General features: G+C 41.3%; 15 protein-coding genes. 12 read left to right on the top strand and 3 right to left on the bottom strand.

Annotation, left to right across the window (positions count from 1 at the left end):
- Window positions 1-180: 180 nt before the first annotated feature.
- Both NSTC745_RS14535 and NSTC745_RS14530 read left to right on the top strand, forming a co-directional pair.
- Window positions 181-870: a ComF family protein gene (locus NSTC745_RS14535; RefSeq protein ID WP_445637765.1), complete on the top strand. Its 690-nt coding sequence runs from the start codon at window positions 181-183 to the stop codon at window positions 868-870.
- Window positions 871-945: 75 nt separating this feature from the next.
- Window positions 946-1,401 carry a PPC domain-containing protein gene (locus tag NSTC745_RS14530; protein WP_096540870.1) on the top strand — a complete coding sequence of 152 codons (456 nt, stop codon included), beginning with the start codon at window positions 946-948 and terminating at the stop codon, window positions 1,399-1,401.
- Window positions 1,402-1,488: 87 nt separating this feature from the next.
- Here the strand turns inward: NSTC745_RS14530 and cobS are convergent, their stop codons facing one another.
- Window positions 1,489-2,268, bottom strand: coding sequence for an adenosylcobinamide-GDP ribazoletransferase (cobS, locus tag NSTC745_RS14525; protein ID WP_445637764.1), 780 nt, complete (start codon window positions 2,266-2,268; stop codon window positions 1,489-1,491).
- Window positions 2,269-2,799: 531 nt separating this feature from the next.
- Between cobS and NSTC745_RS14520 the strand changes: the two genes are divergently transcribed.
- From NSTC745_RS14520 to psbM, 5 genes are all read left to right on the top strand, one after another.
- Complete coding sequence (locus NSTC745_RS14520; RefSeq protein WP_096540876.1) at window positions 2,800-3,252, top strand: hypothetical protein; 453 nt, start codon at window positions 2,800-2,802, stop codon at window positions 3,250-3,252.
- Window positions 3,253-3,500: 248 nt separating this feature from the next.
- A complete protein-coding gene (gene tgt / locus NSTC745_RS14515) occupies window positions 3,501-4,649 on the top strand; it encodes a tRNA guanosine(34) transglycosylase Tgt (RefSeq protein ID WP_445637763.1) in 1,149 nt (382 codons plus the stop codon).
- A 205-nt stretch (window positions 4,650-4,854) separates the two neighbouring features.
- A complete protein-coding gene (locus tag NSTC745_RS14510) occupies window positions 4,855-4,992 on the top strand; it encodes a photosystem II reaction center protein K (protein ID WP_006195022.1) in 138 nt (45 codons plus the stop codon).
- 186 nt (window positions 4,993-5,178) lie between these two features.
- On the top strand, window positions 5,179-5,475 hold the full coding sequence (locus NSTC745_RS14505) for a 2Fe-2S iron-sulfur cluster-binding protein (RefSeq protein WP_096540879.1): 297 nt from the start codon (window positions 5,179-5,181) through the stop codon (window positions 5,473-5,475).
- A 117-nt stretch (window positions 5,476-5,592) separates the two neighbouring features.
- Window positions 5,593-5,709 (top strand): photosystem II reaction center protein PsbM, encoded by a 117-nt coding sequence (gene psbM, locus NSTC745_RS14500; RefSeq protein WP_096540882.1) that lies wholly within the window; start codon window positions 5,593-5,595, stop codon window positions 5,707-5,709.
- Window positions 5,710-6,048: 339 nt separating this feature from the next.
- Here the strand turns inward: psbM and NSTC745_RS14495 are convergent, their stop codons facing one another.
- Window positions 6,049-6,900, bottom strand: coding sequence for a universal stress protein (locus tag NSTC745_RS14495; RefSeq protein ID WP_445637762.1), 852 nt, complete (start codon window positions 6,898-6,900; stop codon window positions 6,049-6,051).
- 599 nt (window positions 6,901-7,499) lie between these two features.
- Between NSTC745_RS14495 and gatB the strand changes: the two genes are divergently transcribed.
- Window positions 7,500-8,975 carry an Asp-tRNA(Asn)/Glu-tRNA(Gln) amidotransferase subunit GatB gene (gene gatB, locus NSTC745_RS14490; RefSeq protein WP_445637761.1) on the top strand — a complete coding sequence of 492 codons (1,476 nt, stop codon included), beginning with the start codon at window positions 7,500-7,502 and terminating at the stop codon, window positions 8,973-8,975.
- Here the strand turns inward: gatB and NSTC745_RS14485 are convergent.
- Window positions 8,972-9,136 (bottom strand): hypothetical protein, encoded by a 165-nt coding sequence (locus tag NSTC745_RS14485; RefSeq protein WP_445637760.1) that lies wholly within the window; start codon window positions 9,134-9,136, stop codon window positions 8,972-8,974. The genes gatB and NSTC745_RS14485 overlap by 4 nt on opposite strands.
- A 533-nt stretch (window positions 9,137-9,669) precedes the next feature.
- Here NSTC745_RS14485 and argJ point away from each other — a divergent pair.
- The 4 genes from argJ (at window position 9,670) to NSTC745_RS14465 (ending at window position 16,511) form a co-directional block, all read left to right on the top strand.
- Window positions 9,670-10,911: a bifunctional ornithine acetyltransferase/N-acetylglutamate synthase gene (gene argJ, locus NSTC745_RS14480; RefSeq protein ID WP_445637759.1), complete on the top strand. Its 1,242-nt coding sequence runs from the start codon at window positions 9,670-9,672 to the stop codon at window positions 10,909-10,911.
- A 1,095-nt stretch (window positions 10,912-12,006) separates the two neighbouring features.
- Window positions 12,007-13,389, top strand: coding sequence for a CmpA/NrtA family ABC transporter substrate-binding protein (locus NSTC745_RS14475; RefSeq protein WP_445637758.1), 1,383 nt, complete (start codon window positions 12,007-12,009; stop codon window positions 13,387-13,389).
- A 116-nt stretch (window positions 13,390-13,505) separates the two neighbouring features.
- The gene (gene ntrB / locus NSTC745_RS14470) at window positions 13,506-14,345 is read left to right on the top strand and encodes a nitrate ABC transporter permease (RefSeq protein ID WP_445637757.1); all 840 of its coding nucleotides are present in this window, start codon (window positions 13,506-13,508) and stop codon (window positions 14,343-14,345) included.
- A gap of 432 nt (window positions 14,346-14,777) precedes the next feature.
- A complete protein-coding gene (locus NSTC745_RS14465; protein WP_445637756.1) occupies window positions 14,778-16,511 on the top strand; it encodes a diflavin flavoprotein in 1,734 nt (577 codons plus the stop codon).
- Window positions 16,512-16,621 lie beyond the last annotated feature (110 nt).

Genomic DNA, 16,621 nt, shown 5'->3' with positions numbered 1-16,621 from the left:
TGGTCATTGGTCATTGGTCATTGGTCATTGGTCATTGGTCATTGGTCATTGGTCATTGGTCATTGTTAACCAATAAAGGACAAAGAACAAATGACAAATCACAAATGACAAATCACAAAGGACAAATGACAAATCACAAAGGACAAATGACGAAGGACAAATGACAAAGGACAATTCTAAATGCACAGATTGACTCAAAATCTTACAAGGTTACTTAATCTTTTTCTCCAATCCCATTGCCCACTGTGCCAACGTTCAACTTCCCAAGAAATCTGTGACAACTGTGCTAGACAATTGCAAAAATGTCAACGTCAAGATTCAATTTCTCTGTGGAAAGAACCACTACCAGTATTTTGTTGGGGTAAGTATGAGGGTATAGTCAAAAGGGCGATCGCGGTGATGAAATACGAAAATCAACCCCAAATAGCCCGTCCTTTGGGGCAATGGTTAGGAGAATCTTGGTTATTGAATTCACCTAAGCGAAATAGCCAGACCGTGGTAGTTCCCATCCCGCTTCACGCTAGCAAGCTGCATCAACGTAAATACAATCAAGCTGCCTTAATAGCACAAAGCTTCTGCGAAATAACTGGATTAAAATTGAAACTAAATGGATTAACAAGAGTGCGACAAACTCAAGCCCAATTTGGTTTGTCGGTATCTGGGCGAGAACAAAACTTGGTTGAAGCTTTTGCTGTTGGGCAAGAATTTCGCCATAGTCCTCCAAATGTCCCAGTACTTTTAGTGGACGACATTTATACTACTGGTGCTACTGCCAGATCTGCTGTGCAAACACTTCGTGAGTATGGAATTGTGGTCTTAGGATTAGTAGCAGTAGCCACTACCGTCAAAGACGAATCAATCCAGAATTAATGGGCAACCTTGGACACAAAAGTGTATGAGTTGACCAATCTACCCTAATTTTGCGGAAAAATAGCTTGAAATTTTATGGATAAAGCTTTTGCGGCGGGTTTAAAACAATCGATCGTTATTCCTGCCACCTTGCTGGCAATAGTTACAAGTGCAAGTGCAGCCTTGGCTCAAAATAAGTTATATAGTCCAATTCCCTTATCTAACAGTACTGAATTTTCAGATAGCCTTTCAGACAAAGACATTCCCACAGGTCAAGGTGGATTTGCCCGCGATTACACAGTCAAGCTAGATAAGGGCGATAATTTAGCAGTCGATCTATCGTCCGAAAGCTTTGATAGCATTATCACGCTGCTAGCACCTGATGGTTCAACTTTAGCAGAAAATGATGACGGCCCTGATGGTAGTAGCAATTCTCTACTATTTACTCGCATCGCAGAAACAGGGACTTATGTTATCCGCGTCCGGTCTTTTGGAGAAACTGGGGTTGGGGCTTTTAAACTCAAGGTGACGAAATTGCAACCGATTAAATGAAGTGAAGTTAAGAGTTAGGAATGAGGAGTGAGGAGTAAACAGTTAAAAATTCATAACTCACAACTCTTAACTCTTAACTCCTAACTCCTAACCTCCTACAGCAGTCAACACACAGAGAAATAGGGCTTCAGTCCACTCGACGACTGCGCCGTAGGTGTCTCCTGTGTGTCCGCCTAATTTGTGGTTGAACCAGGCGGCTGTGAAAGTGGCGATCGCACTTCCAGTAAGTATCATTGCTATTGGCAAAAATAACTGCTGTTTATCCATCAGCCACACTAAAGCACTCAAACTCAACAGCAACAAAAATCCTGGTAACAAATCTTTATAAGAACGAATGGCTTGTTTGTGAAAGGCACCTTTGCCAGTTGGTTTTAGGTAAGGATATCGGGCGATCGCTATTTGCTGTCCCCAGCGTCCCCAACCACAAGCAGCTATCAATACCAGCCAACGGTTTTCTGGTATGTCCGTTAAGGCTGTTATCTTTAATAGTACTAAGGCGATCGCGGTCATTGCCCCAAAGGCACCTGTGGCGCTATCTGCCATCACCTCCAATCGCCGATTTGGATCGCCCACTGCTAAACCATCGGCAGTATCCATTGCCCCATCTAAATGCAGTCCTCCAGTTATGGCAATCCAAAGACTGACTACTAACGCACTACGAGTTAGCACTGGTATACCAATGTAATTCGTCACCGTATCTACTAACCCTAAAATTCCCCCAATTATCAACCCTACAGTTGAAGCAAGACGCGCCACTCCCCGAAAATCTAATCCATTCAAATACGGCAGGGGAATAACTGTGTAAAATATAATACTCGCTGCTAGATCGAACAGCAGGTTTTTCCACCATTGTTGCTGTTTCATCATTTGAGTTACATTGTTAATTGCTCGATAACAGTCTGAGTTTCAGTAGAAATCACATCTGGAGACTTTAAAGCTTTAAATAAGATTTACTTCCATTAGAGATTATCCCTGAAAATTTTGTTATGCTGTTCTCAGTGGTAGTCCAATGCTTAACAGTACCATTTTATACAACTAGGTTGATTAAAAACATTACAATTGCATCAAGGAGCAAAATTCGTGTTTTGTATTAGTTAACTAGGAACTTAGTTGAGATTTTCGACTCGCGCGATAGGTGCAAAACTCCACATCTTTAAATTGGAGGATATCTACCACTAACGCAGATTTTAAGAAAGCCTCAACATGGTAAAATGCTAATAGTGGAAACGGTAATCAACCACTGAAAAAAGTCTATTGCTATCTAAGAAGTAGACGCTTGTCAATAGACGATTGCCCCACAAATGATATTTTTTAAAATATTAGGGAGTAAATTAAGCTATTCAATATGACTGTTTAGCCTATGTTTTCTACTCTCCGTAGCTCAATCGCTATTTCCCTATGAGTCACCATCTACCCGACACCAGCATACCAGCTCCGTGCATTGTGAACGCGGGCATCATTGTGAATAAGCTCGACATGCGGCGATTGCTGACAGATTTAGGTCGAGTCCACTACATCTACACCCAAGAAGATAAGGTACTGAGCGAGGGTGAAGGGGATGTGATGGAGGTTTTTGCCAACCCGCAAAGGTCTACCTTAGTGGCTAACCACGCACTATATTTGAATGTTTGTAGTTTTGACTATTTAGAACTCAAACAATCGTCGGAACAAGAAACTTATTTTGATTTGATGCAAGAAGGAGTTTGTCTGAGGTTGATTCCTCGGTCAACCCCTCTGCAAGAGCGACGAGAACGAAGCTTCAATGTCAGCGCCATAGAAGCGATGATGGAGCAAGTACTTTCAGCTAGATGGGATGCAGAAATTGACGATGACTGTTCTGATTCTTTCTAAATTAAGCTAAAACACTCATGGGGGATGTGCTTTGTCATTAGTCATTGGTCATTAGTCATTGGTCATTAGTGAATAACAACCGACAAAGGACGGTCTTAACCCCAGAATATGTAACTTGGAAGTGTAACTGTTATATAAATTTTATGTAAGGCTGCGCTTTATTGATGTAGGGGCAATTCGTGAATTGCCCCTACATCATGTAGTTTTGCGTAAGTTCTATAAGCGCATCTTCAAAAATTCAAAATGGTATGAGTGCCAATTTTTCATTTCAATGTCTTGCTTGCTGTAGTCAGACAAAAGCTAGAGCAGGAGTGTTTTTTACCCCTCACGGCCCTGTAGAAACCCCAAGATTTATGCCAGTGGGGACACTAGCAAATGTCAAAACCATCACCCCTTCTCAGCTACGAGATACTGGGGCACAGATGATATTATCGAACACTTATCATCTTCACCTACAACCAGGAGAAGCGATCGTTGCTGGAGGTGGTGGGTTGCATAAATTTATGGGTTGGAACGGGCCGATGCTCACAGATTCCGGTGGGTTTCAGGTCTTTAGTTTAAGTGAGATGCGGAAAATTACTGAAGATGGCGTAACTTTTCGTTCCCCCCATGATGGGCAAATTATTAATTTAACACCAGAACGCTCCATTGAAATTCAAAATACTTTAGGGGCAGATGTGATCATGGCATTTGATGAATGTCCGCCCTACCCCGCTACTCGCCAAGAGGTAGAAACTGCTACCGATCGCACTTACCGCTGGTTAGAACGCTGCATAACAGCTCATCAACGCACCGATCAAGCGTTATTTGCGATTGTACAGGGAGGCGTATATTTAGATTTGCGCTGTCGTGCGGCTGAAGCTTTGGCTAAGTTGGATTTGCCGGGATATGCCATTGGTGGGGTGAGCGTGGGAGAACCACCAGAATTGATGGCTGAGATTGTCAAAGTCACAGCACCACTTCTACCCCCCGAAAAACCACGTTACTTGATGGGTGTAGGTACTTATCGAGAAATGGCGATCGCCATCGCCTCCGGTGTAGATTTATTTGATTGTGTAATTCCCACGCGCTGGGCTAGACATGGGACGGCAATAGTTCAAGGCGATCGCTGGAATTTGAAAAATGCAAAGTTTCGTGAAGATTTTGCGCCTATAGATGAAACTTGTCCTTGCTACACTTGTCAAAATTTCAGCCGTGCTTACGTATCTCATTTAGTGCGATCGCAAGAGATTTTAGCTTACACCTTGTTAAGCATTCACAACATTACTGAACTAATTCGCTTTACGCAGCATATTAGAGAAGCAATATTAAGCGATCGCTTTACCACAGAATTTGGTCACTGGCTTGAGGGAGTGGGGAGATGGGGAGATGGGGAGATGAGGGAGATGAGGAGATGAGGAGATGAGGGAGACAAGGGGGATAAGGGAGACAAGAATAACTCGTAACTTTTCAGTCAATAGTCAACATTCTAATGACCAATGACTAATGACCAATGACTAATGACCAATGACCAATGACTAATGACAAATTACCAATGACCAAACCATGTTAAGATATTTCTCAATTATTAACGCTGTGTTGGATAGGTGGATTTAAACAAACATGGAAGCAGCACTTTTATTAGCAAAACTGCCTGAAGCTTACCAAATCTTCGATCCTTTAGTCGATGTTCTCCCAGTTATTCCCGTATTCTTTTTGTTGCTCGCTTTCGTTTGGCAAGCAGCAGTAGGGTTTAGGTAAGTTAATTGATTTTTCAATCTTTTTATTAGGACAGGCACAATGCCTGTCCTATTTTTACGAGCTATATTTAATAAATTAACATTTATTAATATTTTGTAATGAATTATTATAATAAGTAAGATATAAGCTAAGCCATGTCAATATTAAGCCTTGAAAGCCAAGCTGAAAGTCAAGGAGGAATCAACTATGGGTAATATCAAATTTGTTAAAGAAAATAAAGAAGTAGTGGCAGCGGATGGTGCAAATCTCCGGCTCAAAGCGATTCAAAATAACATTGATATATATACATTGATTGGCAAGATGACAAATTGCGGCGGCTACGGTCAATGTGGTACTTGCATTGTCGAGATAGTGGAAGGACAACAAAATCTTTCCCCCCGTACAGATGTAGAAAACCGAAAACTAAAGAAAAAGCCTGAAAATTACCGTCTCGCTTGTCAAACTTTGGTAAATGGGCCTGTCAGCGTAGCCACAAAGCCTTAAGTTTTTTGGAATTATCCTTCGCTAGCATTTAAGCAAGTAAAAAATTTGAGTCAACTCTGTCATCGATGATGATATCCTAATGTTGTTGATTAAAAATTTAAGAGAGGCTTTCTTGCCATGCAAGTGAATGACCTGGGGTTCGTAGCGAGCATTTTGTTCGTACTTGTGCCCTCTGTGTTTTTATTAATTCTGTACATCCAAACTGCTAGCCGCGAAGGTGGAAAAGATAGTTAAGAGTCTGTGTATAAAATAAAGCCCCTACATTGTTAGTGTAGGGGTTTTTATTTATCAATGTGCCCACTAATAGAGACAAAATTTGGCTCAATACTTGTCGGGTTTTGGGGAAAAGGAAAAGAAAAAACCTTTAACCTTTACCCTTTAACCTTTTCCCCAAACCCAATTACGAGTTAGAAATGCACAAAGTGAGCAGTATTGAAATCTGGCTTGTTTAGTATCTAAAACAGATTTAAAAAAGTGTGAAGTAAACCATCTAAGTCTGGTAGCTAGACCCAAAGCCTATTCTAATTCGGAATTTTGCTGTAAGTCCTATATTTTTGATACTCAGCATTTACCTTAATCAAGGGTTCGCGCTAATAGTACCGGACAACTAGCATTAACTCGAACATAATCAGACAAAGAAGCACCAATGAGTCGGTCGATATCAACAAAACTCTTAGCGATGGATGGACGACGGTCTGGAGAACCGAGCAATAATAAGTCTACACTCAATTCCTCTGCTAACCGACAAATTTCTTCACCAGGTTTGCCACTGCTGATATAACAACGAGGTTTGATACCGTATTTTTCAGCTTCTGCAACTGCGGTTGCCAAAACAGGATTTTTGTCGGAAGTAACCTGAGTTATTTCTGATTTTTTACCACCAAAGTCTGTGGCGATATTTGCCAAAATCAACTCACCACCCTGAATGTCTCGCAGCAAAAATAGTGCCAATTTCAAGCAGTTTTTAGCTGCATCAGAATTGTCTATTGCCACCATAATGCGCTTAATTCTTTTGACATAAATGTCATCTTTGACCAACAACATGGGGCGAGAAGATAGCTGAAAAACGTACTGGCTAACGGAGTTGGATAAAATCGATTGTAGCCGCTTGAGTCCGCGCGAACCCATAACAATTAAATCAGCGTCGATTTCATCAGCTACTTGACAAACTACATCTTTAGGGTCGCCTTGGCGCAAAATTGAAGAAACCTCGCTAGCATCTAAGTTCAACGTTTGAATAGCATTAGCGAGAATTCTACCGCCTTCTTCCCATTTAGCCGTCATATTAGCAGCAGTACTTTTTGCTGGAACTACATGCAAAACTGTAATTTTTGCAGATTGAATTGAAGGGATTTCTCTGAGGGTTTTGAGCATTTCTTCCGCATGTCCTAATCCCGATACAGCCAGCAAAATTTTTTTTATCATTGTTACGTGATTGTTGTTAAGTTTACTTTTGCTTTCGTTATTATTCCTTGCTTTTGGTCGGGTTTTCACCGCCTTATTTGAGAATCTAGTTAGTAAGTTGGCACAAATAAATTTTGTTTTTAGTATTCAACATTGAAACAAATGTTTAATTTTATTTGCACCTAGTTACTTAATTTTTCAACCAGACTTCAATGATTAAGCATACTCTCAATTTAGCTTGATAAACTTAATAAATTATGATGTTAGTTATTATTTTTAATCTATATTAATTTTTTTTAATTAGAAGGTAGTTAAGTATTGCAAAGAAATACCAAACCAATCCTTGAGGAATATTTATTTAGTCAAACTATATGGTATTGCAGAATTCAGAATTAGAATAGGCTCTCTATGTAGTTACTCTGACCCAGAGAGTATACTTTATACTTATTGAAATATGCTGTAGGAAATTGTTACGCTTTGTCTTTTGCTAATGACTAATGGCTAAAACAGACTAAATTTTTTCAAGTCAAGATAATTCACCAATTAACCGCCTTTAGGGCAACTCCAGACACAGCTACAATAGTACCACTAGAAAGGATTGTGCCTAAATAAGCGATATTATGACCTCTGCTACAACTGTAAAAACTGAGTACGAAGCGATTATTGGTTTAGAAACCCATTGTCAACTCAGTACTAATACCAAGATTTTCTCTACTAGCTCGACGGCATTCGGCGCTGACCCCAATACTAACATCGACCCGGTTTGTATGGGTTTACCTGGGGTTTTACCTGTACTAAATCAAAAGGTATTAGAGTATGCCGTCAAAGCTGGTTTGGCACTGAATTGTCAAATCGCGAAATATAGCAAATTCGACCGTAAACAATATTTTTATCCAGATTTACCAAAAAATTACCAAATTTCTCAATACGATTTACCCATCGCCGAACATGGTTGGTTAGAAATTGAGTTGGTAGATGCTGACGGTAACCCCACTCGCAAACGCATTGGTATCACGCGTCTGCACATGGAAGAAGATGCTGGAAAATTGGTACACGCAGGTAGCGATCGCCTTTCCGGTTCTTCCTATTCTCTGGTAGACTACAACCGCGCAGGTGTACCGTTAGTAGAAATTGTCTCGGAACCAGACTTGCGTTCTGGAATCGAAGCTGCTGAATATGTCCAAGAACTACGCCGGATTGTTCGGTATCTCGGCGTCAGCGACGGGAACATGCAAGAAGGATCTCTACGTTGCGATGTCAACATTTCTGTGCGTCCGGTGGGACAAGAGAAGTTTGGCACGAAAGTAGAAATTAAAAACATGAACTCCTTTAGCGCCATCCAACGGGCCATTGACTACGAAATTGAGCGGCAAATCGCAGCCATCGAAGCAGGGGAGCGCATCATCCAAGAAACTCGGCTGTGGGAAGAAGGCGTACAACGTACAAGCAGCATGCGGGTGAAAGAAGGTTCCAGCGATTATCGCTACTTCCCCGAACCAGATTTAGCACCAATTGAGGTGTCAAAGGAACAGTTAGAAAAATGGCGCAGCGAACTACCAGAACTACCAGCCCAAAAACGCCATCACTACGAAAATGAATTGGGGCTTTCACCTTATGATGCGCGAGTCTTGACAGAAGATCGTCCTGTATCCGAATATTTTGAAGCAGCGATCGCTGCTGGCGCAAATCCTAAAGCTGCTGCTAACTGGATTACTCAAGATATCGCTGCATACCTCAATAAGCAAAAACTCGGTATCGCTGAAATCGCCCTGACTCCCAGCAATTTAGCTGATGTCATCACCCGCATTGAAAAGGGCAAAATCAGTAACGCCCAAGCTAAAGAAAAGCTGCCAGACTTACTCAGTGGTATTTCTCCGGAAAAAGCCTTTGCGGGCCAGGAACTAATTACAGATCCTACCGTACTAGAACCCATCGTTGATGAAGTCATAGCCGCCAATCCCAAAGAACTAGAAAAGTATCGCAACGGTAATACCAACCTCAAAGGCTTCTTTGTCGGACAAGTTCTGAAAAAGACAGCCAAACGCGCCGATCCGAAACTGACTAACGAATTGGTCGAGAAAAAACTTAACGGCTAGAGTGGGGACTGGGGAGATGGGGAGATGGAGAGATGGAGAGATGGAGAGATGGGGAGATGGGGAGTGTGGGGGGAAAGATTTCTTCCCCATCCTCCCACACCTCCCACACCTCCCACACCTCCCACACCTCCCACACCTCCCACACTCCCAGCTTGCCCCATAGCCATTACCTAAGTATTTTCCCGGTGCTTCTTCACAGAATCTTCATAATAAAATTGGTGACAACCCTCATACCAAAAATGGTATGCTCTGGTAAGTAGATGCACCCTGATGATCTGGAGAGCGACTTAAGTAGCTCTCCTTTTTCGCATTTTAATTTCGTCATAAGAAACGTAAAAATAATTATGCTAAGGGCCAAGCAGTGCATTATTATTTATTGCCATCAGCTAATAAACTCATAATAAAAACAATTAGGAGTAGGGAGTGGGGAGTGGGGAGTGAGCAGATAAGGGGCAAACAAAAGGCAGAATTCCTAACTCCTAACTCAACAGTCACACTCAACCGTCAACAGGAGCCAGTGCGTTGCTGGGGTTCCCACGGCAGTCGCTCATGGGGAGCCAGTGCGTTGGGGAGGCAGTGACGGATACGTAGGGGTCTCCCTAAGTGGAGCAACTGCCTTAGTGTAGCAACTGGCGTTCAACAGTCAGCACTCCGTACTCCGCACTCAGCACTCAGCAGGTTGTGGGAGACAATCATGGCAGATTGGCAAAAAATAACAGGTGGCATCACAGCGCCAAGGGGGTATCAAGCGGCGGGAATTACCGCAGGGCTGAAGCCTTCGGGGTTGCCGGATTTAGCTTTGATATATTCAGATGTGGAAGCGATCGCAGCTGGTGTATTCACCACTAGCCAGGTGAAAGCTGCTTGTGTGGAATATTGTCGCCAACGCTTGCAAGCTAAACATAGCGCTCGTGCTATCCTTTGCAATGCCGGACAAGCAAACGCCGCTACAGGAAATGAAGGCTGGATAGATGCTTTAGAATCTGGGATGACAATAGCTCAAGCACTGAACATTCCTTCGGAATCCGTGTTGTTGGCGTCTACTGGCGTGATTGGTCAACGCATTAAGATGGATGCTTTGCGAAGTGGGATTCCCAAGCTAGTAGCAGCATTATCCGAAACCGGTTCAGATGCCGCCGCAGGTGCGATTATCACTACAGATTTAGTCACAAAATCCATTGCTTTAGAGACAACTATAGGCGATCGCCCCGTGCGAATTGGCGGTATTGCCAAGGGTTCGGGCATGATTCACCCCAACATGGCAACCATGCTGGCATTTGTGACTTGCGATGCAGCTGTTTCCCCAGGTCTTTGGCAGCAAATGTTAGCTAGGGCAGCTGATAGAAGCTTTAATTCCATTACTGTAGATGGTGACACGAGTACTAACGACAGCTTAATCGCCTTGGCAAACGGTCAATCTCGCACCCCAGCAATTACGGAAGTGGGTGCAGAGTCAGAGAGATTAGAAGCAATGTTAACAGCAGTTTGCCAGCATTTAGCCAAAGCGATCGCTCGTGATGGAGAAGGCGCAACCTGTCTCATAGAAGTGGAAGTGACTGGCGCACACGATGAACTCTCAGCCAGACAAATAGCCAAAACCATCGCTGGTTCTTCCTTAGTTAAATCTGCAATCTTTGGACGCGACCCCAACTGGGGACGTATCGCTGCCGCCGCCGGACGCGCAGGTGTACCCTTTGAGCAAGAAAACTTGCAAATTAAGTTAGGAAATTTCTTAATGTTAGAAAACGGGCAACCATTACCATTCGATCGCGCAGCAGCCAGCACCTATTTGAAACGAGCAGCCAAAGGCGCTTATCTCCAAGAGGATACAGTATTAATTTCCGTTAGCGTTGGCAATGGTCATGGTGTCGGTAAAGCTTGGGGTTGCGATCTGAGTTATGACTACGTGAGGATTAACGCAGAATACACGACTTGAAGAATACAGAATTCAGAATTCAGTTTTGGTAGGGTGCGTTAGCCTTCAGCGTAACGCACCGCTTTATTTATACTATTCGCAAAAACTTTTGCAACAAATCAATCGGCTTTAGGGGCGTACAGCTGTACACCCCTACATATATATCTGCTACATTCTTATTTCAAATTTGGCTGATTATTAATCTTAATATCAAAGTCTTCTGAATTGTGTATTCTAAATTATTCAGCTTTTTAGCTATGATTGCGATTGATTAAGCTTATTATTTAGTTTCTTGTCAATCATAACTCCATATTAATAGTATTCATAAATTACTTCTTATATAGGAATCGATTTGATTATTGAAAAAATTTAAGTATGTGTAGGGTGCGTTATTGCGAAGCATAACGCGCCATTCTTAAGGATTTGGTGCGTTACGCCAAAGGCTTACGCAACGCCAGTCCGCTCAAGTCGGGAAACCCACCCATGCGGCTGGCTCCCTTACGTATATTTCAAAAATCAAATATGAGTCCTATATATTTAAAATTACTACTAGATATAGGATATGTTGTCGCCAAGCGGCACACCTTCAAATGTTGATGATGCCCTATCCTCTGTAGTAGCACACCCTACATTTACTGCAAATTATCCGTACTTGAGAGCATTACCAACTGCCATAGTGAATTAAGCTTTTTTACTATGATTACTATTGATTTTGGTTAATAGTAAAAAACTGAATGATAATCTCGATTTAATAGTGTTCATAAATCAGAGTTTATATATTAAGAATTACTACTACAGTCCAGACAGATAGATAAACTTTTCCTTATAGATCTAATCTAATATTTATTTAATAAATGGCGATAAGTAATTAACTAATTTACCTCTAAAGGCTGTAAACTTATTTCAACCAGGTGAATAACACTTCTGCGTCACACCAGAGCAGATTTAATCAATTCATTGAAATTTTGTTTGAGGCATTAGCAATAGCCATTGAAAAATGGTCAGCTTTGCCTTGCAAAATATAGCTTGATTAATCATTGAACCGCAAGAAATCTAATATTTTCTTGCCTCAATTGTCATAGCTATAAAAATAAAATTTACATTTCAGGAGATATTATGACAGAATTTTTTAATCGAATTTCTCGGCGCAAATTCATCTTTACAGCTGGAGCATCTGCGAGTGCTGTATTCCTCAAAGGTTGTTTGGGCAATCCTCCCGAAAACCTCACTGGTGGAGCAACTCAAGCACAGCCAACTGCTCAATCAGTTGCTAATGTCAGTCCCGAACAAACACCAGAAACTACTACAGTTAAATTAGGATATATTCCAATTGTAGAAGCGGCTCCTTTAATTATTGCTAAAGAAAAAGGCTTCTTTGCCAAATATGGCATGACCAAAGTTGACCTTTCTAAACAAGCTTCTTGGGGTGCGGCTAGAGATAACGTAGAAATTGGTTCTGCGGGTGGTGGTATTGATGGCGGTCAATGGCAGATGCCAATGCCACATTTAATTACAGAAGGTTTAATTACCAAAGGCAATCAAAAAATTCCCATGTATGTATTATGTCAATTAATCACACATGGAAATGGAATTGCGATCGCCAACAAGCATCAAGGTAAAGGTATCAGCCTACAACTGGCCAGTGCTAAATCTCTATTCACCGAACTCAAATCTTCAACCCCCTTCACAGCAGCCTTCACCTTTCCCCACGTTAACCAAGATTTATGGATTCGCTACTGGTTAGCAGCAGGTGGTTTAGACCCAGATGCAGATGTGAAATTGCTCACAGTACCATCAGCACAAACTGTTGCCAACATGAAAACAGGAACAATGGATGCCTTTAGTACTGGTGACCCTTGGCCTTATCGCCTTGTTCAAGACAAAATCGGCTACGTAGCAGCCTTAACCGCAGAAATTTGGAAGAATCATCCTGAAGAATATCTTGCCATGAGAGCCGACTGGGTTGATAAAAATCCTAAGGCAACCAAAGCACTTTTAAAAGGCATTATAGAAGCCCAACAATGGTTGGATAATTTTGACAACCGTAAAGAAGCAGCTCAAATTCTTGCTGGACGAAATTATTTCAATTTACCTTCAGCTGACATTCTTGCAGAGCCATACCAAGGCAAGTATGACATGGGTGATGGCCGCAAAATTGATGATAAATCAATGGCAGCTTTATATTGGAAAGATGAAAAAGGTAATGTTTCTTATCCCTACAAGAGCCATGATTTATGGTTCATAGTTGAAAACGTCCGTTGGGGATTTTTACCCAAAGATTATGTTGCCAATAATGCTGCCAAAGCGAGGGAACTGATTAATAAAGTTAACCGCGAAGATATTTGGAAAGAAGCAGCGAAAGAAATTGGTATTGCCGCTGCTGACATCCCTACAAATACATCCCGTGGTGTCGAAGAGTTTTTTGATGGCACAAAATTCGACCCAGAAAAACCAGAAGAATATCTCAAGAGTTTGAAAATCAAGAAAGTCAGTATTTAGCCATTAGTAGAGACGCTATTAATTGCGTCTGTAGAAGAGTCATTAGTCATTAGTAACTGACAAATGGCAAAGGACAAACAACAAACACCAAATAAAAGCTAAGGAAATCCGACATTATGACAATAGCTCAAAGACGTTCTACAAGCCCTAGATTTAATAATGGCTTTATATCTCGTCTACAAAAGCAATTTCCTGACCTTATACCACCAATCATTGCCATCATTATTTTTCTGGTTCTCTGGCAATTATTTGCTTGGACTCCCGGTGCGACATTACCAGGCCCAATACAAGTTATACAAGACACTTGGGTACTAATTTTCTGGCCATTCTATGACCGGGGTGGTATCGATAAAGGCCTGTTTTGGCAAATTTTTGCTAGTCTACAACGAGTTGCTATCAGTTATACGCTTGCAGCAGTTGTGGGTATTGCCTTAGGCATTTTAATTGGTGTTAATAAAACCATGTCCAAGGCTTTAGATCCTATCTTCCAATTACTGCGGACAGTACCACCTTTAGCTTGGGTGCCAATTTCTTTGGCAGCTTTACGACAAAACGAACCGGCAGCATTATTCGTAATTTTCATTACTGCAATTTGGCCGATTTTAATTAACACTGCTGTTGGCGTTACCCAAATTCCCCAAGATTACAATAACGTTGCCAAAGTTCTACAACTTAGCCGCAAAGAGTACTTTACTAATATCTTGATTCCTGCGGCATTACCTTATATTTTCACAGGTTTGAGAATTGCGATCGGTTTAGCTTGGTTAGCGATTATCGCGGCTGAAATCGTCATGTCCGGTATTGTGGGAATTGGCTTCTTTATCTGGGATGCGTATCAAAATAACAACGTCAGCGAAGTAATTTTAGCTCTAGTTTATATCGGTGTCGTTGGCTTACTCCTAGATAAAGCAATGGCTTGGCTGCAAAACAAGATTTTACCAGCAGAACAGAAGTAATAAGACAGCATAATTCAGAATTAGGAAGTCAAACAGTCTTTGCACCAAGTTACCAAATTTAGGTTGGTAGTTTAATAACTTCCTATCTGCTGTAAATTTTTCACCGCTCCTTGTAATACGCTTGGGTTCAAGCTTGATTTTCACGATGCTTCTTGAAAAAGGAAGAAATTAAGTATCACCTTTCAAGGAAGCTGGGGAACTCTTTAGCTGCTAAATATTACTAACCCAAGCGTATTTTTCTTCCAGTAATTCAATCTCTAGTTAAAAAACAATAATAACCATTGATTTATTCAATGATAAATCAATAAAAATGAATGATAAATCTTTTTGATAGCTAACTTTAGAAATTGGCATTTTACTAATCAAAGGTTTCAAGTAAATATAAGAAATAAGCACAGTTGCTCTAAATAATCTCTTGATAGGAGAACCCCAATGGTCGCACTCACACAGCCTACTCAAGTTATTCCCAACACCGGACGTTTAACAATTGAAACTGTTGAAATTGCTCCGGAAACAACTGCTATTCGTTGTCTTGATTGGGATAGAGAACGTTTTGATGTCGAGTTTGGTTTACGGAATGGCACGACCTATAATTCTTTCTTAATTCAAGGAGAAAAAGTAGCTTTAGTTGATACTTCTCACGGCAAATTTGAGGAGTTATATCTGGATATACTGACAGGTTTAATTGACCCAACTAAGATAGATTACTTGATTATTAGCCACACAGAACCAGACCATAGTGGCTTGGTAAAAAATATTTTAGAACTCGCTCCTGATGTTACCGTTGTTGCTGCAAAGATAGCGATTCAATTTTTAGAAAATATGATTCACCAGCCTTTTAAATCAAAGCTGGTAAAAAGTGGAGAGTTCTTAGATTTGGGCGATGGGCATCAATTAGAATTTATTTCGGCTCCTAACTTACACTGGCCCGATACAATCTTGACTTACGATCGCAAAACAGGCACTCTTTACACCTGCGATGTGTTTGGAATGCACTACTGTGATGACCATACTTTTGATGAAAATCTGGACATCATCGAAGACGATTTTCAATATTACTATGATTGCCTGATGGCTCCTAATGCTCGGTCTGTATTGGCGGCTTTAAAAAGAATCGAAAAGTTAGAAATCAAAACAGTTGCTACAGGACACGGGCCTTTATTAAAAGAGTATATTTCCGAATGGCTGGGACGCTATCAAAATTGGAGTTCGGAACAAGCGAAAACAGAGACATTAGTAGCTTTATTTTACGTTGAAGATTACGGGTATAGTGAGTATTTAGTAAGAGCGATCGCACATGGCATTGCCAAGACAGATGTAGCAGTAGAATTAGTAGCATTAAATAATACCGAACCTCAAGAAGTCAGAGAATTAGTTGACCAAGCTGCTGGTTTAGTTATTGCAATGCCTCCTCAATCATCAGATGTTATTCAGGCAGCTTTCAAGACTATCTTAGCTGCTGCTCATAATAAACAAGCTATTGGTTTATTAGAGTCGGGAGGAGGAGAAGATGAACCTGTTTTTCCGTTACGAAATAAGTTTCAAGAATTGGGATTAATTGAAGCCTTTAGCCCAATTTTAGTTAAGGAAACTCCCACCAAAGTTACAGAACAATTGTGTGATGAAGCGGGGACAGATATGGGTCAATGGTTGAACCGCGATCGCACAATCAAACAAATCAAATCCATTGATAACGAATTAGAAAAATCCTTGGGGCGAATTAGCACGGGACTATATATTATTACCGCCAAAAAAGACGAAGTTCAAAGTGCAATGCTGGCTTCTTGGGTAACGCAAGCAAGCTTAAATCCTTTAGGTGTAGCGATAGCTGTAGCTAAAGATAGGGCAATAGAATCATTAATGCACGTTGGCGATCGCTTTGTTCTAAATATTTTAGAAGAAGGCAGATATCAAGGATTAATGAAACATTTCCTCAAGCGTTTTGCTCCCGGTGCAGACCGCTTTGCCGGCATCAAAACTTATCCTGCTGCTACCAACGAATCCCCCATTTTAGCTGAAGCTTTAGCTTATCTCGAATGTGAAATTACCAGCCGCATGGACTGTGGCGACCATTGGGTAATTTATAGCACCGTCCAAACTGGAAGAGTCGCCAAAGTCAACGGACTAACTGCCGTCCATCATCGCAAAATTGGCAATCATTACTAAATTTGTCATTGGTCATTAGTCATTGGTCATTAGTCACTAGTTGTTGGTTATTTCTCCCCCTGCCCCCCTGCCTCCCCTGCTCCCCCTGCTCCTCCACCCCCCACTCCCCA

It is taken from the genome of Nostoc sp. DSM 114161, from assembly GCF_052692665.1.
The sequence above is the reverse complement of the archived record's forward strand: the minus strand, read 5'-3'. Positions and strand labels throughout refer to the sequence as shown.